The sequence below is a fragment of the Nocardia sp. NPDC049149 genome, assembly GCF_043197455.1.
Taxonomy (GTDB): Bacteria; Actinomycetota; Actinomycetes; order Mycobacteriales; family Mycobacteriaceae; genus Nocardia.
Window position 1 is genome coordinate 492,224 of record NZ_JBICTD010000005.1, and the last position, 18,308, is coordinate 510,531.

15 protein-coding genes are annotated in these 18,308 nt (G+C 68.4%); 2 read left to right on the top strand and 13 right to left on the bottom strand.

Translation table 11 applies throughout. The features are described from left to right. Positions 1-5: 5 nt before the first annotated feature. From eccCa to eccD, 3 genes are read right to left on the bottom strand one after another with little or no spacing between them, the layout of a single operon-like run. Positions 6-4,046 (bottom strand): type VII secretion protein EccCa, encoded by a 4,041-nt coding sequence (gene eccCa, locus ACGFNJ_RS22950; protein ID WP_393451566.1) that lies wholly within the window; start codon positions 4,044-4,046, stop codon positions 6-8. 7 nt (positions 4,047-4,053) lie between these two features. Next, complete coding sequence (gene mycP, locus ACGFNJ_RS22955; RefSeq protein WP_393451569.1) at positions 4,054-5,535, bottom strand: type VII secretion-associated serine protease mycosin; 1,482 nt, start codon at positions 5,533-5,535, stop codon at positions 4,054-4,056. Further along, positions 5,532-7,007 carry a type VII secretion integral membrane protein EccD gene (eccD, locus tag ACGFNJ_RS22960; protein ID WP_393451572.1) on the bottom strand — a complete coding sequence of 492 codons (1,476 nt, stop codon included), beginning with the start codon at positions 7,005-7,007 and terminating at the stop codon, positions 5,532-5,534. The genes mycP and eccD overlap by 4 nt, the downstream gene beginning before the upstream one ends. A 348-nt stretch (positions 7,008-7,355) precedes the next feature. Between eccD and eccA the strand changes: the two genes are divergently transcribed. After that, the gene (gene eccA, locus ACGFNJ_RS22965) at positions 7,356-9,179 is read left to right on the top strand and encodes a type VII secretion AAA-ATPase EccA (protein ID WP_393452246.1); all 1,824 of its coding nucleotides are present in this window, start codon (positions 7,356-7,358) and stop codon (positions 9,177-9,179) included. A gap of 60 nt (positions 9,180-9,239) precedes the next feature. Here eccA and eccE read toward each other — a convergent pair whose 3' ends face one another. After that, on the bottom strand, positions 9,240-11,003 hold the full coding sequence (gene eccE / locus ACGFNJ_RS22970; RefSeq protein WP_393451575.1) for a type VII secretion protein EccE: 1,764 nt from the start codon (positions 11,001-11,003) through the stop codon (positions 9,240-9,242). A gap of 291 nt (positions 11,004-11,294) precedes the next feature. Here eccE and eccB point away from each other — a divergent pair, with 291 nt between their 5' ends. Beyond that, positions 11,295-12,788, top strand: coding sequence for a type VII secretion protein EccB (gene eccB / locus ACGFNJ_RS22975; RefSeq protein ID WP_393451578.1), 1,494 nt, complete (start codon positions 11,295-11,297; stop codon positions 12,786-12,788). Between the two features lie 128 nt (positions 12,789-12,916). Here eccB and ACGFNJ_RS22980 read toward each other — a convergent pair whose 3' ends face one another. The 9 genes from ACGFNJ_RS22980 to ACGFNJ_RS23020 form a co-directional block, all read right to left on the bottom strand. After that, complete coding sequence (locus tag ACGFNJ_RS22980) at positions 12,917-13,213, bottom strand: hypothetical protein (protein WP_393451581.1); 297 nt, start codon at positions 13,211-13,213, stop codon at positions 12,917-12,919. A 50-nt stretch (positions 13,214-13,263) separates the two neighbouring features. Then, positions 13,264-13,626: a WXG100 family type VII secretion target gene (locus ACGFNJ_RS22985; RefSeq protein ID WP_393452249.1), complete on the bottom strand. Its 363-nt coding sequence runs from the start codon at positions 13,624-13,626 to the stop codon at positions 13,264-13,266. 39 nt (positions 13,627-13,665) lie between these two features. Further along, positions 13,666-14,448: an ESX secretion-associated protein EspG gene (locus tag ACGFNJ_RS22990; RefSeq protein WP_393452252.1), complete on the bottom strand. Its 783-nt coding sequence runs from the start codon at positions 14,446-14,448 to the stop codon at positions 13,666-13,668. A gap of 5 nt (positions 14,449-14,453) precedes the next feature. Continuing rightward, on the bottom strand, positions 14,454-15,443 hold the full coding sequence (locus ACGFNJ_RS22995) for a PPE domain-containing protein (protein WP_393451584.1): 990 nt from the start codon (positions 15,441-15,443) through the stop codon (positions 14,454-14,456). 25 nt (positions 15,444-15,468) lie between these two features. After that, a complete protein-coding gene (locus tag ACGFNJ_RS23000; protein WP_393451587.1) occupies positions 15,469-15,804 on the bottom strand; it encodes a PE family protein in 336 nt (111 codons plus the stop codon). A gap of 10 nt (positions 15,805-15,814) precedes the next feature. Next, positions 15,815-17,107 (bottom strand): hypothetical protein, encoded by a 1,293-nt coding sequence (locus ACGFNJ_RS23005; protein ID WP_393451590.1) that lies wholly within the window; start codon positions 17,105-17,107, stop codon positions 15,815-15,817. Continuing rightward, entirely contained in the window at positions 17,104-17,424 is a 321-nt protein-coding gene (locus ACGFNJ_RS23010) for a hypothetical protein (protein WP_393451593.1), read from the bottom strand. The genes ACGFNJ_RS23005 and ACGFNJ_RS23010 overlap by 4 nt, the downstream gene beginning before the upstream one ends. A 137-nt stretch (positions 17,425-17,561) precedes the next feature. Next, on the bottom strand, positions 17,562-17,861 hold the full coding sequence (locus ACGFNJ_RS23015; protein ID WP_069161897.1) for a YbaB/EbfC family nucleoid-associated protein: 300 nt from the start codon (positions 17,859-17,861) through the stop codon (positions 17,562-17,564). 16 nt (positions 17,862-17,877) lie between these two features. Further along, positions 17,878-18,240 carry a hypothetical protein gene (locus ACGFNJ_RS23020; protein ID WP_393451596.1) on the bottom strand — a complete coding sequence of 121 codons (363 nt, stop codon included), beginning with the start codon at positions 18,238-18,240 and terminating at the stop codon, positions 17,878-17,880. Between the last annotated feature and the right edge of the window lie 68 nt (positions 18,241-18,308).

Sequence of the window (18,308 nt, forward strand, 5' to 3'; positions counted from 1 at the left end):
TGTTTCTACAGCGGCGGCAGGTAGGAGATCTGCACCATCTCCTGGCCGCGCTGGCGCGAGACCAGCACACCACGCCCCGGTGGCAGTTTCGACGGACGAACGTCGCCGATGATCTTGCCTTCGTCACGCGGCCCACTGCCGACGATCGTGTCCACCGACATGTTCTTCATGCCACCGAGCACGTGGTCGTACAGCGCGCGCGACACACCACCGGTGCGCCGGGTGACCACCAGATGCAACCCGATATCCCTTGCCTGCGGCAGGTATTCGAGCAACGCGTGCAGCGGGTTGCTTCCGGTCGCGACCATGTCGTAGTCGTCGACGAGCACGAAGATCTCCGGCCCGGTCCACCAGCTGCGCTCACGCAGCTCCTGTGGGGTGATGTCGGAGCCGGGAATGCGCTTGGACATGAACCTGGCCAGTCCGTCCATCATCTGACCCGAGGTCTGCGACGAGGTGGAGTACCCGGCCAGCCGTTCGGGGTCGACCACGCCGAGCATGGTGCGCCGGTAGTCGATCAGGATGATCTTGGCTTCCTCCGGCGTCGAGTTCTCGGCGATGCCCATGGCGATATTGCGCAGGAACGTCGTCTTGCCGCACTCGACGTCGGCAAAGAACATGAAATGCGGCTCGGCCTCGAAATCGATGACGAACGGCTCCAATTCGTCCTCGCCGATGCCGACAACGACCTTGGTCGCGCTGGTCTGCACGCCCCAGGCGCGCGCTACCTCCAGCGCGTCGGAGCGCTGGATCTGCGGGGGCAGCATGCGCACCTCGGGTGCCCGCCTGCCCTGATACAGCTCGATCAGCTGAGCCTTGGCCGCCGCCACACCGTCGATCACGGTCTGCGGATCGGAGTCGGAATCCAGTCGCGGCAGTGCGATGAGCATGTGCAGCTCGTCCGGGGTCAAACCGCGGCCTGGCCGCCCGACCGGCACGAGAGCGGCGGTGCGCCTGCCCATTTCGGAGTCCGTCGGGTCGCCGAGCCGAAGCTCGAGCCTGGTGCCGATCTGGTCCTTGACCGCGGGACGGATCTCCATCCACCGGGACGCGGCGATCATCAGGTGGATGCCGTACGAAAGACCCTGTGCGGCAATCGCGTTGATCTGCGGTTCCAGCGTGTCGAATTCCTCGCGGATGGTGCCGTAACCGTCGATCACCAGGAACACGTCGCCGAACTGATCGGCGGCCAGCGGATCGTCGGCCGCGGGCTGGGTTCCGTTGATAAGCCTGGCCTCCAGCTGGGCGTACTTGCGCCTGCGGAAGTCGACCATGGATTCGATGCCGAGTTCGGCGAACCGCTCCTCGCGCTGGCGCAGCAGCGTCGTGAGCTCGGCGACGGTGCGGCGGACCCGGTCGCCGTCGAGCCTGCCCGCGACGGAGCCGACATGCGGGATGCCGTTCATGCTCGCCAGGCTGCCGCCACCGAAGTCGAGGCAGTAGAACTGCACCTGCTCGGGCGTGTGGGTGGCCGCGGCGGCCATGATGATGCTGCGCAGCGTCATCGACTTGCCGGACTGCGGACCACCGGCCACCGCGATATTGCCTTGCGCACCGGCCAATTGGATGGTGAGCACGTCACGACGCTGCTCGTACGGCTTGTCGATGACGCCGATCGGCATCCAGAGCTGACCGTGCCGGTTGACCGGGGACCGCCAATCCGGGTCGGGCAGCAGCATGTCCACCGTCGGCGACTCGTCCAGCGGCGGCAGCCACACCTCGTGCGCCGGGCGGCCGTGTCCGGTAAGGCGTTTCACGACGACCTCGAGCAGGGTCTCGGGAACTCCCTCGTCCGCGGACGGCGGTGGCGGCAGATCGGGCAGGCCGATCCTGGTCGGCTCAGGAAGCACTGGCCGCTCGGGCATTTCGACCGGCGCGGCGGTGAACACGGTCGGCGCCTGGCCGCCGATGAAGCGGCCGTCCACCTGCCGCCCGCCGCTCGGCGAGACGTAGGGACCGGAGACGTAGGTCGCGTTGAAGCGCAACGGATCGTCGGCGTCGCTCTTGAGGTAGCCGGATCCGGGGATGGCAGGCAGGTGATAGGCGTCGGTGATGCCGAGCACGGCCCGGGATTCGTTGGCGGAGAAGGTGCGTAGGCCGATCCGGTAGGACAGGTGCGAGTCGAGGCCGCGCAGCTTGTTCTCCTCCAGGCGCTGCGAGGCGAGCAGCAGATGCACGTGCAGCGACCGGCCGAGCCTGCCGATCATCACGAACAGGTCCGCGAAATCCGGCTTCTGCGAGAGCAGTTCGGAGAACTCGTCGACGATCACGAACAGCGCGGGCAGCGGATCGAGCGCGGCGCCGGCCGCGCGGGCCTTCTCGTAATCGGTGACGTTGGCGAAGTTGCCTGCCGAACGCAGCAGTTCCTGGCGGCGGTTCATCTCACCTGCCAGGGCGTCGCGCATGCGGTCGACCATCGACAGCTCTTCCTCGAGGTTGGTGATGACCGCGGCGACGTGCGGCAGCGGGTCGAGACCGAGGAAGGTGGCGCCACCCTTGAAGTCGACGAGCACCAGGTTCAGCGCATCCGGCGAGTGCGTGGTCACCATCGAGAGCACCAGCGTGCGCAGGAACTCCGACTTACCCGAACCCGTTGCGCCGATGCACAATCCGTGCGGGCCCATGCCGAACTCGGCGGATTCCTTGATGTCGATCTCGACCGGCGTTCCGTCCGGCGTCACCCCGATCGGCACCCGCAGCCGCTCGCGCGCGGTACGCGGGCGCCAGACCTTGGTCGGGTCGATCTGCGCGGCGTCCGGGATCTTCAACAGCGCCATCAGGCCGGGATCGGAGCGGGTGTCGTCGCCGAGGCTGACGATCTGCGCGGCGGTGGCGATGCGGAAGCGGGCCAGCGCCCTGGCGAACGACGCGGCCTCGGCGATGCTGATCTCGTCGGTGGTGGCGAATCGTTCGATGCCGGTGGCACTGCGCGCACTGACATCGCCGTCGGCAACCACCAATTGCAGACCGCGGCGGGCCGCCAAGCCGTTCTCCGGCGAGGTGAGGTCGAGCACCGTCACCGAGTCGAGGCCGGACTCACTGATGAGCCGCTCGGTGCCGTTGACGTACCCGTCGTCGATGACGACAACCAGGTGCAGCCTGCCCTGGGTCGGCTGCGGATTGCGCATGAAGCGCCCGCGTTCGAGCAGTTCCGAGGACAGTGCGGTCTCCAGCTCGCCGAGCGAGCCGTACATCATTCTGGCCGAACCCATTCCGTCGCGGACGTTCGGATGCTGCAGGTGCGGAAGCCATTTCGCCCAGCTCCAGGCCTCGCCGTCGGGTTCGGCACAGACGATGGCGACCGCGACGTGGTCGGGACCGTGGAACGCGGTGAGCTCCATCAGCATCGAGCGAACCAGCGTGCGGGACTCGACCGGGTCGCCGCCGATGTTGATGGCGGGGAAGGCGCGGAGCGAGACCGCCGTCGGCAACAGATGCACGACCGAGTGGGTCCGCACGAAGCGGCGCAGCGCGACCGTGGAGACCGGCTCCAGATCTTCCAACGGCCCGGTCTCCGGCCTGGCCAGCTTGGTGGCGAGGCGGTGGCTGCCGACACCGACGCGCACGTGGCCGAAGTCGGGATCGTTGGGGCGGCGCTCCCACATCCGCCGCGTCCCGACCACCGACGGCAGGTCGACCGGCTCCGGATGGCTCCAGGCCAGCGCCTCCAGCTGTTTGATGCCGGTGCGGCGCACCTCTTTTCGCATCTGGTCAAGGTAGCGGAAGTAGTCCTTGCGTTCCTCGTTGAGCTCGGCGGCGCCCTTGGGGCCCGCGCCGCGCATGCCCATCATCATGCCGCCCATCGACATGATCATCATCATCGGGAACATCATGGCCATCGGGTTGGCGAGCAGGTTGCGACCCATCATCACCATGAACCCGACCATGCCGACGATGGCAACCACCATGACCACCGGCATCAGCTTGATCAGCAGCGGCGCGGGTAAGTTGCGCTGGATCTCCGGCGGTGCGTTCAGCGCGACCTCGCCGCCCGGTGCGCGCGGCGGGGCGATCCTGGGGCGGCGCACGAAGCCTTCGGTAACCATGGGTCCTCTATCGATCTGTTGCGTCGGAATCGAGGTCGTCGATCGGCTCACCGCCGTGGCGACGCCGGTACGGCACCGCGATGGCGGCGCCGATGGCCAGCGACGCGAGGCAGCTGATGGAGCCGATGACGGCGACCTTGCGCGGCAGTGCGTCCGGTCCCGGTGGCAGCACCGGGGCCGCGATGCGATGCGGGATATCGGCCCCCGCGCTCGGCGGCGCGGCGGGCAGTTGCGCGGTGAGCGCGGCGACCGGGTCGATCAGCCCAGCGCCGATCTGGTCGTCGTGACCGGGGCCTGGGGCAAGTGCGGTCCTGGTGATCCGGTCCATCACCTGTGCGGCAGTCAAATCGGGGAAGCGCGAGCGCACGAGCGCGGCAAGCCCCGCGACGTAGGGCGCGGCGAAACTGGTGCCTTCGATCGGCCGGACGCCGTCCTGAGTGTTGACGCCGTCGACCAGTCCGACCCCGCCCGGCTTGGTGTCGAGCGAGACGATCTGCCGTCCGATGGCCGCGACGCCGACCCACGGACCGTGCAGCGACAACTGCGACGGCGACCCGTCCGGGTCGACGGACGCGACGGCGAGCACGTACGGCGTGAACCACGCCGGGCTGGCCACGGTCCGCACCGAGGCCCAGCCGGTGCCTTCGTTCTGGTCCTTGCACGCACCGTCCTGCTGCAGGTTGCCCGCGGCGGCCACCACCACGACGTTGCGGTCGTAGGCGTATTTCACCGCCGCGCCGAGTGCGCTGTCCGCGGTGTCGGTACCGGCTGTGCTGCAAGCGACTTCGGAGATGTTGATGACCGTCGCGCCCATGTCGACCGCGCGCACCACCGCGCCTGCGAGGGTGAGCACGTTGCCGTAGCCCGCGCTGGTGATGGCGCCGGGCAGCGGCTGTCCCGAGTACGACTTGCTCTTCGCCTCGTACGCCAGGCTCAGCTGGCGGATGGTGAGGATCTCCGCCTCGGGCGCGATACCGGAGAACGCGTCGTCGGGGCTCGGCCGCGCCGCGATGATGCCCGCGACGATGGTGCCGTGGCCGTCGCAGTCGAACGTGCCATCGGTGTCTGCGACGTAGTCACCGCCGGTCTGCAACGCGGGTAGTCGAGGGTGCCGGTTCACGCCGGTGTCGATGACCGCGACCTTTTGCCCGGCGCCACGGCTGAACTGCCACGCCCCGCGCAGATCGAGCACCTTCTGCGGAAGCGGCTCCTCGGCCGGATTACCGTGCGTGAGAATCGGTTCGGCGCACTGCAGCTTCTGCTCGGTCGGCTCCAGCGGCGCGGGACGGCCGCTGATCCCCTGTGCGGCGCCGAGCGCACCCGGATCGATCACGGGCGGCCCGACGGCGGCGTTCGCCGTGGCGGGCGAGCCGAACAGCGAGGCGGCGAGAATCCCGGCGACACAGGCGATTCGAGTCCCGCGCCACCGCCACGCTCGGGCCTGCGGCGGCACGGCCGCCACTGACCCGAGTCGCGACCGACCGGTCATATGTTCCTGGCCATCGAGTACACGCCCATCAACCACAGCACCAGTGGGATCAACGAGCAGATCAGCAGGTACTCCGCGATCTCCATCATCCGCCGCGTCACCGGGGTCACTTCGAGATGCGGTCCGATCACACCGAAGCCGACCGCCGCGACGCCGAGGCCGAGCAGCAGCCCCGCCGCCAGCAGCGCAGGCTGGACACCGCCGAGCGCGAGCCCGGTGAGCAGCCCGACGACGATCGTGCAGCCGCCCGCGATCAGCGTCGCCGCCTGCACCAGGTCGGCGAACGAGCGGCCGCGCGTGCAGAGGATCACGGCGGTGATCGCCGCCAGCGTGATGCCCTGCCACTTGGCTTCGCCCATCGGGTCGGCCGCGCCGAGCGCACCGAGGGTCGCCGCGATGGAACAGGCGATGAGCAGCCCGGTTTGGTAGCGGTTGGCCGCGCGGGCCCGCTCCCCGAGTCCTGCCGCCGAGGGCAGCGCGGTCGCGCCGATGGCGCCGATGCCTTCGATGGTCGGGCGTGGCTCATGGTCGGCCGGGTCGATCGCCGCACCCGCGGTCGGCACCGGCGGCACCGGAAGCCGGGCGAGCACGGCGGCCAGCCGCGGCACCATGGAGATCAGGATGATCGACGCGACGAGCACCCCCGCCGCGATCTTCGGCAGGTCGGTGTCCCAGATCATTCGCACCGCGGCGGAGACGCCGCCGAACAGCGCGAGGGTGACGGCGGCGGCGGCCAGCGTCGCGCCGGTCGCGGTGGCCCGGTAGATCAGCACCGCGGCCACCAGGGTCACCGAAAAGCCGAGCAGCAGATGCGGACTGCCGAGTTCGTGCGGCACGAACAGCACCGCACTGCCGAAGAACAACAGCAACGAGCACAGCGACAGCCAGACGGCCGTCAGCTGATCGAAGTACTTCCGCGAGGCGATGGCCGCGGCGACCGCGGCGGCAACCGCGACACCGAGGGTCAGGAACGGTGCGGCCAGCGTGCCCGACTGGGCCCGATCGCGAAAAAGCAACACCAGTGCGAGCACCACCGACGCCACCCCGGTGACCAGGCCGGTCCAGCGGGCCGCACCCGGCGACCAGCCGCGGAAATCGACGGTGGTCAGCCGGGACACCGCGTCGATGACGTCGTCGAACAGCGCTGGCGTCTCTTTCGCGGTCACCGACCGCAGCACGAGCAGTTCGCCGTCGTAGACCTCGGCCTCGCCGAGCGTCCTGCTCGGCGGGATCGCGTCGCGGCCGAGCCGCGCCAGCGTCCAATGCTCGGTCTGCAACGGCGCTGCGCCGTCGTCACTTTCGACGATATCCGGGTTGCGGGACGCGATGAGGGATACCAGATCAGCGATGAAGCTGGCGATCGGAACGGTGGCAGGCAGGCCGACGTCGAGCTGGGTATTACCCCCGATGACGGACACCCGGCACAGTTCGGGCTCGGCGGCGGCCAAGCCGCTACTCAACGACTCAGTCACCTGGTAACCGACCCCAATCTAGCCACTTGACTCAGCAACCTACCTGTCGAATCGAACCCACGACATCGCCGCACGTGGCAGTCCGTTGACCCCCGGTGCGACCGACAGCGAACCTAATCTATCGGACACACCGTGCACGCGCGATCGCTGTCACTGTCTCATCATCTTCGCTCTGATCACCCTTGAACAAAAGGCAAAAACCTGCCTGCCCCCATTCTTAGGGGTCCCTTTACATTCGCTCCTGCCGTGCGCCGCACGAAGGCGAACTTCGCCAGGCGATGCCCGTTAAGCTGGTCGGAAGATGAACGCAGGCAATTGCTCACACGTAGATGTCAGGGACAGACTGCAATGACGACCGGCACCCGCCAAGCCCAACGCGCCTTCGACGCCGGGGTCCTTTCGCTGGGGCTGACCATCGATGGTCAGGAATCCGCACGCGATCTGGAGTACGCGAAGCTGGCCTTCCAACGGGCCACCGAATGGGACCCGACCATGTCCGACGCATGGCTCGGCCGCGCCGCCGCAGGCGAGGTGACCCGCGACGTCCTCTACAACCTCTACAAGACGAGCAGCACGTCGCTGTTCCGCGAGCAACGCAGGCTGGGATTGCCGTCGCGGGCGATGGCGGGGCGCTTCCTGGCCGGCCTCTACATCGACTACCCGCTGGCGAGCCTCACCGAGATCTGGCTGGCCCAAGCCGCGCAGCTGATCCAGGACAAGGAGTACGACGAGGCCGAGAAGGTCCTCGACGAACTGGCCGCGCACCGGCGGACCATGCTGTCGGATCCCGACCGCGAGGCCGACGACCGAATCAGCGCGTATATCCGTGGCGTGCTGCACTTTACGACGCAGCGCTGGCCGGATGTGATGGCCGTGCTTGCCGGCTCGGCCGAGTGGGACGACCCGTATCTCGCGGCGGGCGCGCACGTGATGGTCGGCTCGGCCTGCGCGCAGCTCGGCCTGTTCGGCGAGGCGATTCGCCGGATGGAGCAGGCCGAGGCAGGCCCGATCCCGGCGGCGCGGACGACCGCGATGTTCTGTCGTGGCCTGTGCCTGCGCGAGACCGGCAACGAGGAGGACGCGCAGGCGCTCTTCGAGAAGGTCTATTCGCAGGCACCGGATTTCACGGCGAACACCACCGCCATGCGCGATCGCACCTACCGGATCACGGTGACCACCAAGGAGTCGATCGACACCCGCACGGATCGCTGGGATCCGGCGACCGCACCCTCCACCGAAGCGGTCGAGCAGGCCGAGAGCGAGGACCGGGCCAAGCGGATCCTCGCCGAGGCGCGGGCCGAGTTGGACAAGCAGGTCGGCCTCGCCAACGTCAAGACGCAGGTGGCCAAGCTGCAGGCGACCGCGCAGCTGGCGAAGATCCGCGCCGAGAAGGGCATGGCCAATGTCTCGCGCGGCAACCACCTCGCCTTCACCGGCCCGCCTGGTACCGGTAAGACCACCATCGCCAGGGTGGTCGCCAAGATCTATTGCGGCGTCGGCCTGCTCAAGACCGACAAGGTCGTCGAGGCCAAGCGCATGGACTTCGTCGGTCAGCACCTCGGCAGCACCGCGATCAAGACCGACAAGCTGATCGACACCGCGATGGACGGCGTGCTGTTCATCGACGAGGCCTACACGCTGATCCAGACCGGCCTGCAGGGCGGCGACGCGTTCGGCCGGGAAGCGGTGGACACGCTGCTGGCCAGGATGGAGAACGATCGCGACCGGCTGGTGGTGATCATCGCGGGCTACGACGGCGAGATCGACCGGTTGCTCGCCTCCAACGACGGCCTGGCGTCCCGCTTCGCCAAGCGCCTGCAGTTCCCGTCCTACACCGCGCCGGAGCTCGGCCAGATCGGCCAGCTCATCGCCAAGTCGCGCGACTCCCAATTGTCCGACGAGGCAATGCAATTGCTGATCAAGGCGTGCGAGGGCCTGTACCAGTCCGAGCGGGTCGACCAGAGCGGGCAGCAGCGCCGCGGCATCGACCTGGCCGGCAACGGCCGGTTCGTCCGCAACGTGATCGAATCCGCCGAGGAGGAACGCGAGTTCCGGCTGGCCAACGATGATTCGCTGGACCTCACCGCGATCGACGAGTCGATGCTGATGCGGATCGAGGCGCCGGACATGCAGGCGGCCCTGGCGGGCATCCTCGCCACGCTCGGCGGCTAGCAGCACACCGAAACCGGAGGGCCGGAAGCAATTCCGGCCCTTTCGGCGTGTCAGATGCGATCAGCGCACCGCGGTCAGCGATTCGCCGATGTACCACATCTCGTCCGGCGTGGTCACCATGTTGACGGTGGTGCGCGCGGTCGAGGTGGTGACGGTGATCAGGTTCGGCGCCGCGGCATCCTGGACCAGGACCACGTCGGCGGCGAACTGGCTCGGCGGATCGTGCGGGTCGCGCACGTGCACGATGGTGGCGCCGCCGGTGAGCGCGGTCGGCGCGATGCCGTCGAAGACGACCACGGTCGCGAGCGAGCCGGTGCCGCCGGGGTGCGGGCTGGCAGGCGCCTGGTGGTGGCTGGCGCCCGCGAACCGGGGCGCGAGCGAAAGCGAATGCGGCGAGGCGACATTGGCGACCATCGAGTGCCACGCGTCGGGCCGGTCGGTGTGCACGATGGTGTGCGCGCCGAGCGCGATGGCCCGCAGGATCACCTGCTGTGCCAGGTCCAGCTTGCCGATCACCTCGAGATGCCGAGTGCCGTCGCCGATCAGCGGTACCGCGATCCCCTGGCCGGTGTCGTCGGCGCCGATGAGCTGGCCGCAGCCCGCGGTGGGCACCGCGATCCCCTGCAGCGCCGAGAGCGGGCCGCGATAGTCGCCTGCACCACTGGACCCACCCCGGCCCGCCTGCAACGGCAGACAGTCGAGCAGGGCCCGGTATTGCCTACCGGTGAGCGCGCGCAGGCCGGGCACAGGCGGCTCATCCGGTTCGTAGGCGGTGTCGAACCGAACCAGCGCGGCCAACGTGACCGGCGGCTCCGTGTTCTCGTATGCCCGACCGGGTTTCCGCTCACCGGGCCGCATCCGCACAGTCATCGTGGTGCCGAGGCTCGGGGTGGCCCAGATGTCGGCGAAGCCGCGCTCGCCGATCAGCTCGGGGCCGATCTCGTAGCTGGTGAGGTACACCAGGTCGTCGTGCACCAGCGAGATCGGTGTCTCGGCGAACTCCTCCAACGCGATGCCGCGGGTCAGCCTGCGGGTCGCGAGGTTCATCTCCGCCGCGGTCAGCACCGAGACCGCGATATCGCGGGCGGCGAGCCGATTGGCCACCCGCCTGGTCGCGATGGTCGCGGTGCGCAGCGCGCCCGTGCCGCCGCCGCCGCGATTGTCGACGGCCTCCGCGTTGGCCAGCGGGTCGAGGCGAAGCACCAGCCAGACCGTGCGGTGCGCGATCGCGGGCAGCGGCCCGATGATCCGGTCGTAGAGCTGGGCCACCGGGCCGCCGCCCGCGGTGCGCGCGCCGGTGCTGATCACATCGACCGAGGCCAGGTTGATATCGAATTGTTCGAGGCACCTGGCGATCTCGGTGAGCGGCAGCACCTGATCGGTGCTCAGCGAGCCGCGCCGCAGCAGCGTCAGCGCGTCCGGCGGCGGGTCGATCCGGATCATCGTGGTGAGCAGCTCGCCGTCCCAATGCACGCCGTAGCTGCCGCCCTCGGGCAGCGGTACGTCGATCGCGTCCGGGCCAGCGGCCTGCGGGCCCGGCTTGGTCCGCCGCCAGCGATAGGCGATGGCGCGAGCCACCATCCCGGCCACGTTGCGCGGATCCCGCTTGCGCACCGGCGCGGCGCCGAGCACGAACACCACAGCGCCGGACAGGATGATGGCCCACAGCGGCGCGTTCAACGCGGTGGCGATCCAGGCGGCCAGCGCCGCGAGCAGGGCGAGCGGAACCAGCAGCCGCAGCGGCATCTGGCGGAAAAGCCAGAACTCCGGGTCCTGCAGCGCGGGATTCGCGTTTTGTTCCGGTTCGTTCACAGCCTCGTTCACGCTTGTTTCGCCTCGAATCCGGCGGCCGGACGAGTCCGGCGCCCTGGGTCCTTCTCGGCTCACAGTACCGTGCGGCAACGCTATTCGTGGCCTGGTCGCCGCTCGAATCGGCGGTCCCCGATTGACACCGAAGGCTGGGCCGATACGGTTGATTCCGAACCGCCTTGCCGGCGGAACCCGTCCTCGGGGTGCCCGCGAGAAACACCGCGGCCGTGTCGCTATGTGCGACAGAATGACGGGGCAGCGCGTCCGAGGACGCGGCGGAGGAAAGATCATGACGATGGAGAGCACGTGCCGGCTCAGCTGACCACCAAAGCCCAGGTCAATGGCTACCGATTCCTGTTGCGGCGGCTCGACCACGCACTCGTCCGGCGCGACGTGCGGATGCTGCACGACCCCATGCGCTCGCAGACGCGCTCGCTGTTCGTCGGCCTGGTGCTCGGCATCCTGGTGGTGGCAGGCTGCGCCATCCTCGCGTTCCTGCGGCCGCAGGGCTCGGTCGGCGACTCGAAGATCGTGATGGGCAAGGAGACCGGAGCCCTGTTCGTCGTCGTCGCCGACGAACAGGGCAACACGACCCTGCATCCGACGCTCAATCTCGCATCGGCCCGACTGATCAGCGGCAGCGCCGAATCGCCGAATTCGGTGAAGGAAAGCAAACTTTCGTCGCTGCCGCGCGGCCCGATGCTCGGCATTCCCGGCGCGCCCGCCGCACTGCCCGGCTCGGGCCAGGGCAGCCGGTCGGACTGGTCGCTCTGCGAGACGGTGCAGCTGTCCAGCACCGGCAGCGCCGCCGCATCGAGCGGAGTGACCACCACCGTGTTCGCCGGGCAGCCGCAACTGAACGAACGCATCCGGCGCACCAGCGGCGACGAGGCACTGTTGGTACGCAGGCAAGACAAGACCTACCTGATCTACGACGGCAAGCGCGCCGAACTCGACCCTGCCAACTCGGTGATGGCGCGGGCGATGAATCTCGGTGTGGCCAAGCCACGTCCGATCGGACCGTCACTGCTCAACGCGGCGACCGCCGTCCCGCCGCTGGCCGCGCCGGATATCCCGCAGGCGGGTCAGCCGGGCCCTGGCAGGCTCTCCGACGTCCCGGTCGGCGGCGTCATCGCGGTGGGCGGTGTCGGCCGCGAGGACCGCGCCGAGCTCTACGTTGTGCTCGCCGACGGGGTGCAGCGGGTCAGCGATTTCGCCGCCCAGGTGCTGCGCACCGCGAATTCCCAAGGCATGCGCGACATCAAGCCGGTTGCGCCGGACGTGCTCACCAATATGCCTGTGCTGCACTCGCTTCCGCTGGACCACTTCCCCGCGGGCACCCCGAAGATCCTGTCGCCCGAGGACGCGCCCGTCGGCTGCATCTCCTGGTCGAAGACGCAGCAGAGCGGCGGCGTTGCCGACGGACCGACCGACAGGGCCGCGGTGAGCCTGCTCGCCGGTGCGCGGCTGCCGCTGGCCGACTCGGCAACACCGGTCACCCTGTCGAGCTCCGACGGCACCGGCGAGCGCGTCGACGACGCCTACATTCCGCCGTCCAGCGGGGAATTCGTGCGAATCACCGGCACCGAGCCCGGCAGCCCGCGCCGCGGCAGTCTGTTCTACGTGGCGGACAACGGCATTCGCTACGGCATCCCGGACATCGCGACCGCGCAGATCCTCGGGCTCGGTGATGCGCCCAGGCTGGCGCCGTGGGCCGTTGTCGGACAACTGGTTCCGGGTCCGACGCTGTCGAAGAAGGACGCGTTGGTCAGCTACGACACGCTGCCGCAGGGTCGATAAGCGGACAACCGAGAACGGCCGGCCGGAACAGGGATGTTCCGGCCGGCCGTATTGTTCAGTTATTCGATTGTTCGATCAGATACGACTCAGGCTCCGCAGTCGCGACCGATCGCCTTATCGGATTCGACTCACAGGCCGAAGCCGTCACCGATCGTCTTATCGGTGTGGAAGGCACGCACCAGCGAGTTGTCCACCTCGCGGGCAATCGCCTGCAGGAGGGCGTTGGAGTCGCTGAACTCGCCCATGAACTTGTCCTTCTTCGCCAAGAAGGCCTGGAACGAGCCGTTGTTCTCCCACGCGGTACCGAGCTTGGTCACGGCCGCAGGCAGCTCGACGTCGACCTGGTGCATCAGCGTGCCGTGATGCGTCTTGAGGTCGTTGTACAGCTTCATCATGGTCGCTTCGTCATAAAGCATGTCGTCCATGTTTTGTCCTTCGCTTTAGTCTCGTATGAACGGTTCGGAAGCTACTGCCGTCAGAGCTTGAGGCCGCCGAAGTCGTTGTTGGCGTCCATCTCCGTCAGTCGGTTGGCACCGACGCCGACGTGCGTGCCCATCTCGTCGAGGATGGCCTTCAGCCGACGGGCCTCACCGTCCCAGGCGATGGCCGCGTCGTTGAACGCCTTCGACGCCTGTCCGCGCCAGCCCTTGGCAGCCGCTTGGACCTCGTCCTGGATCTTGTCGATGGTCGTGCGGATGGCAACTACCATGTCGCCCATGTCCTGCGACGCCTGAGTAGCCGCAGCGCTATTGGATACACCATTACCACCGGTAGCCATAATGACTGCACCTTTCTTCTGGGAAATTTGCTGTGCCAGAAGGTGACACCGGGACGGCATCACCCGAGTTCGAGATAACTGCGGTGTTCACAGTCGGGATTACTGCTGCAGCCACCTCCCCCCGGGCAACGTCTCGACCAAGCCGGAAATCGCCTGGGCGATACGATGATCGGTGCCCGGTGTAACCGTTGACCAGCGCTGCTGATCTTGGGCGATACCGGGCGCGGCGACGATCCGCCCACGCCCGGTGTCGTAGATGGCGACCGCGCCAGGCGGTCGGGTGGTGACGCCGTCGACGTGGACACAGACCACGATCTCGGCGTAGGTATGGCAGGACGCGAAGGCGAGTCCGTATCCGGCGACGTCCCGGTCGGCGACGCCGAGCGCATACATGGCATCGGCGAAATCCGCGGAAGTCGTTGCCGCCGCCAGCCGTTCGCTCAGCGCGTCCGAGGGTGCGCTGAAATTGACCACGTCGGCGGGCACGGCGGGACCGAGCACCTCGAGCACCGGCTTGGCCAAGGTGGCACCGGAACCGTCGCACCAGATCGTCCGGATGTCGAAGTCGTCGCCGGTCCGGATGGCCAGCGCGTGCTGACCACCCCTGCGCGCAAGACACACCCGAATCGGCTTGTCACCGGCGAAGATTCGGGCAACCAGCTCGCAGTCGGGCTGCGCGAGGGTGTGCAGCGCCATGCCGAGGTCCGGCTCGACCTCGCCGTATGCGTCGATGAGGCCGCTGCTGAGCAGCGACGACTTCGCCGCCTGCTGCGCAGCGGTCCACTCGTCGAACGAATCCTGCTGCGGACCAACCGCAAGCACCAGCGGCAGCGTTTGGACGCCGACGTGGTCGGCGATCGCGAGCAAGCCGTCGTTGGTCATGGTCGTCACGCGCCACCGCCCGTCGCTGCTCGACCGGTCGACGCCTGCGGCTCGGGCGCGCCGAGCACGGACGGCGCGGAGACGATGCCGAGGTCGGGGTCGAACTCGGCCGTCGGCGCGACGCCTGCCCTGGCCGACTCGTACTCCTCGTCCTGCGCGCCCATCGCGGACGGTCCGATCGCGCCGGGCGGCAGCATCGACGAGGACACCGGCGTGGTCGTCGGAATGGGTTGTGGCGCCACTGTTTCCGCAACCTGCGCGGTCTGGGCGGCCATCGGCGCCTGGTAGGTGGTCAACGGGCGCGGCACCGAGATCGGCCCGATCGGTCCTGGCAGGCCGAAGCCCGACAGGCCCATCCCGGACGCGCTCGCAGGCATGGTCGCGGAGTTCGCCGCCTGCGCCGTGCCAGGCTGTTCGGCTTCCAGTGCCGCGGGGGATGCGATCACCGGCGGCTGCTCGTGCTGCCACGGTGCGGCCAGCGGCTCGGTCGCCGCCTCGTAGGTGCGCATCACCCGCGAGGCCGCCGCCTTCGCCAGGTCGGCCTCGGCATCGGTCTGTGCGGCAACGGCTTTGATCGGTGCACCGAGTGCCCCGCTCACCGCCTCCAACGCGTGCTGCGCCTGCTTGATGGCGGCGATGTCGAGCGCGTTCGGCATCGTCAGCTGCGCGAGCTGGAAGGCCGCAGCCTGCTTTTCGGCATGCGCGGCGTTCTCTCCTGCCGCCCTGGCCGAATCGGTGAGCCAGTCGCGCAGCTTCGAAATCCGGTCGAGCACAGCGCTGCTCGTGCTGGACTCCCACGCACCGTGCAGCGAGGCGATGATCAAGTCGTATTCGACTACCGCCGACCCGAAACCGGCGGCGAGCTTGGCCCAGGTGGCCCCCGCCTCCGCCATCGGTATCGCGCCGGGTCCGGTGGACAGCTCACGGGTGAGCCGGTCGGGCTCCCGTGCCTCCCAGACCACCCCGGTGAACCCGGGCTGCGGTGGTTCGATCATGACAACTCCGTAGTTTTCACCCCGGTCAGGCCGCACCGGCGGTGCCGCCGAACGACTCGACGTTCTCGCTCTCCGAGCGATCGAACTGGCGAACCTGCGACCGCAGCGTCGCGGCCAGCTTGCGCAGTTCGAGCACGCCCGCCTCCGCACTGTCGGTGTAGGACACCGCGACGCCGTTCATGGTCTGCGCGGCCCGCTGCGACACCTCGTCGACACCGGCGGGCGCGATCCGCAACGAGACCTCACCCGATCGCAATTCGCGCTCCAGCCGGTCGGCCAAGCCGTCGAGCCGCAGTGCCGCGTCCTTGGCGGCGTCCGCATCGAACCGCACACCGTTGAAATCCGCACCAGTGCTTGCCATGGTGACCTCCTCAGAGGGTCAGTTCCTTATCGGGCGGTGGTTCGGAAACCTGTTCGGCCGCGCCGACCACCGGCAGCGAGACCCCCTCCATGTTGCCCACGACCTCGTCGCCGTGTTGCCCGGTGACCAGGTGTGCGGCCACGCTGCTCGCGTCGCCCGCGTCCCTGGCCGCCAGCGCACCGGCCGCGCCGCCGAGCGGCATGATGCCGGGCGAGGCCGCGCCAGGAGTGAACGACGTCGGCCGCATGGCGACGGATTCCATTGCCGGACTGCTCGATCCGAGCCCGGACAGCGGGCCGATGCCTGCCACCTTGGTGCCCGCCCACGGGGCGAGCGGTTGCGCCACCGGGGCAACGCCAGGTCCGCCACCGATGCCTACGCCGGGGCCAGGGCCGACACCCTTGCCGGACGCGCCTGCGCCCGCGAGCTCTTCGCGCGCCCGATCCTCGCGCTCCTTGGCATCTTTCGCCTCTTTGACCGGGTCCACCTTCGGCGCGAGCAGCGGTGCGAGCTGACTCACGCTCTGTGTTCCGGTCTGTGCCAGCCCCATCAGCGGCTGGACCAGCTGCATCACCTGCTGAAGACTCTGGGTCGGATCGACACCCTTGGGCGCGGCAGTGATCTTCTTCTTCTGCCCGACCGCCGTCATCTTCCCCGAATGCACGGTCATTTCGACGCGGGTCTTGCCGACCACCGCCGTCGCCTCGGCCAGGCTCTCGGCGGTCTGCACCGCAACGAACACCTGGCCACCGGGCGTGGCAAGCAGCGGCGATGCCGCGAGCACGGTGGCAAGGTACTTCGCGATGACCGCGGCAAGCAGCGCACCACCGACGGCGACCGAGCCCGCGGCCTCGCCCATCGTCGCTTTTTCCTGAACGCTCTGGGTGGCCAGCTCCTGACCGTCGTTGGCGGCCTGGCCTGCCTTGTTGGCCGCTTCGGCCGCGGCCATGCCCTGCCACAGCTGCATGACCGTGCCCAATGCCGTGGTGCCCAATTGCATTGCGGTCTGCAACGCGGTGGTGAGACCGGTCAGCACCTGGGTCGGGTCGGCGCCGGGCCCCGCCGTCGAATTGAGCACGCCGGTGCCGAAACTGCTTGCCAGATCGGTGAACGGTCGCATCAGTGCGCTGAGGTCGATCAGCGGCATCGGCGGCATGTCGGGCATGGGCGGCAACGCGCTGAGATCGGGCAGCTGCGGCAGCCCCATGTCCCTGAGGATGTCGTTGACCGGGCGATCGATCAGCGGGGCCAGCGAGCTGCCACGCAGCAGCTCGACGATCGACTGGTCAAGCGGTTGCGTCATGCCAGTTGCTGTTTCACTGCGTCGAATTCGGCGCCGCTCGCCAACTCCGTCGCGGTATAGGCGGCCACCGCCTCGTGCGCGGTCAGCGCGGTGCCTGCGTGCACGCCGGCCAACTCGAAAACGGAAGCCACGTGGTTGCCTTGGGCATACGCGAACGCCATGAGGAAGTCTTGGCCGATCAGCCCGAAGACGGGCACGGCCGCCGCGATGGTCGCGGCCTGATCGAATGCGCCCGCCGTGGCGATACCGGTCGCCATGGCGGCCGAGGCGTCACCGTAAGCAGAAATCGCATGTCCTGTTGCTACGAGTTCGCTCATCGAAATCCCCGATCCTGTAATGCAATTGACCAACTGTGCTGAAGATACCAACCGATTTGCCGGGTTCGGAAGCCGGTTTGCAGAAACTTAAGGTTCCGCTGATGTGAAAATGATGAATTTGCGTGAACGGGCGGCATCTAATCGGCGACCTCCTGGTTGAAGGCGGTGATCAGCTCCGCTCGCTCGGTAAAGGCCCGTCGCGCTGCGGCGTTCGCCGTTGCGACCAGCGTATTCTCGAAGTCGGCCGGGGAGAGCCGGGAAATAGCCGAGGTGAACTCGAGGTTCAGCAGCGCGCCGTTGCCGTCGACCTCGGCGGTGATCGAGCCGTCCGGCGCGGTTTCGCGCGCACGCACGGCGGACATGTCGTCGGCAAGATCGCGCACGCGGTACAACCGCCGCTGCACACTCGCCATCAATTCGTCCATGGTCTCGTACATGCGCCTCAGTTCCTCCCTAGACCGAGCGCAGCCAGCTCCGTGGCTCCGTCTCGTATTCTTCCTCTTCGATGATCTCCTCGCGAGCCACCTGTTCTGGGGTCGGCAAACCGAGCAGTGCGAGCGCGTCGACCGACATCCCGGCCGCCTCCAGCTCGGTCCGCCTGGCCAGCCCGGCCCGGCTGGCCGCCTGCTTGTACAGCCGGAGTATCTCGGCGGCGAGCGCGGCCGGATCCCGCTTCAGCTCCGCGGCGTCGATCGAAATCCCCAGCGGCAAGCCCTGTTCGGTGGCCCGCACGGAGATCGCGCCGGTGCGCGAGGCCGCGGTCCATTCGACCGTCGCCTGCGGCGGTGGCGCAGCGTCTGCTCGTTCAGGATCCATAGTGGTCACCTCTACTTCCCACGAAGTCGATCCCCGCCCGGTTCACAGCCCGTTCGTCCTCGAGCGCG

Bases quoted from the DNA above. Each gene is read 5' to 3' on its own strand.
- ACGFNJ_RS22995 (WP_393451584.1), bottom strand. From the start codon at position 15,443: ATGATCGAACCACCGCAGCCCGGGTTCACCGGGGTGGTCTGGGAGGCA.
- ACGFNJ_RS22985 (WP_393452249.1), bottom strand. From the start codon at position 13,626: ATGCCGTCCCGGTGTCACCTTCTGGCACAGCAAATTTCCCAGAAGAAA.
- ACGFNJ_RS22990 (WP_393452252.1), bottom strand. From the start codon at position 14,448: ATGACCAACGACGGCTTGCTCGCGATCGCCGACCACGTCGGCGTCCAA.
- ACGFNJ_RS23005 (WP_393451590.1), bottom strand. From the start codon at position 17,107: ATGACGCAACCGCTTGACCAGTCGATCGTCGAGCTGCTGCGTGGCAGC.
- ACGFNJ_RS23000 (WP_393451587.1), bottom strand. From the start codon at position 15,804: ATGGCAAGCACTGGTGCGGATTTCAACGGTGTGCGGTTCGATGCGGAC.
- ACGFNJ_RS22980 (WP_393451581.1), bottom strand. From the start codon at position 13,213: ATGGACGACATGCTTTATGACGAAGCGACCATGATGAAGCTGTACAAC.
- ACGFNJ_RS23015 (WP_069161897.1), bottom strand. From the start codon at position 17,861: ATGTACGAGACCATGGACGAATTGATGGCGAGTGTGCAGCGGCGGTTG.
- ACGFNJ_RS23020 (WP_393451596.1), bottom strand. From the start codon at position 18,240: ATGGATCCTGAACGAGCAGACGCTGCGCCACCGCCGCAGGCGACGGTC.
- ACGFNJ_RS23010 (WP_393451593.1), bottom strand. From the start codon at position 17,424: ATGAGCGAACTCGTAGCAACAGGACATGCGATTTCTGCTTACGGTGAC.
- eccA (WP_393452246.1), top strand. From the start codon at position 7,356: ATGACGACCGGCACCCGCCAAGCCCAACGCGCCTTCGACGCCGGGGTC.
- eccCa (WP_393451566.1), bottom strand. From the start codon at position 4,046: ATGGTTACCGAAGGCTTCGTGCGCCGCCCCAGGATCGCCCCGCCGCGC.
- mycP (WP_393451569.1), bottom strand. From the start codon at position 5,535: ATGACCGGTCGGTCGCGACTCGGGTCAGTGGCGGCCGTGCCGCCGCAG.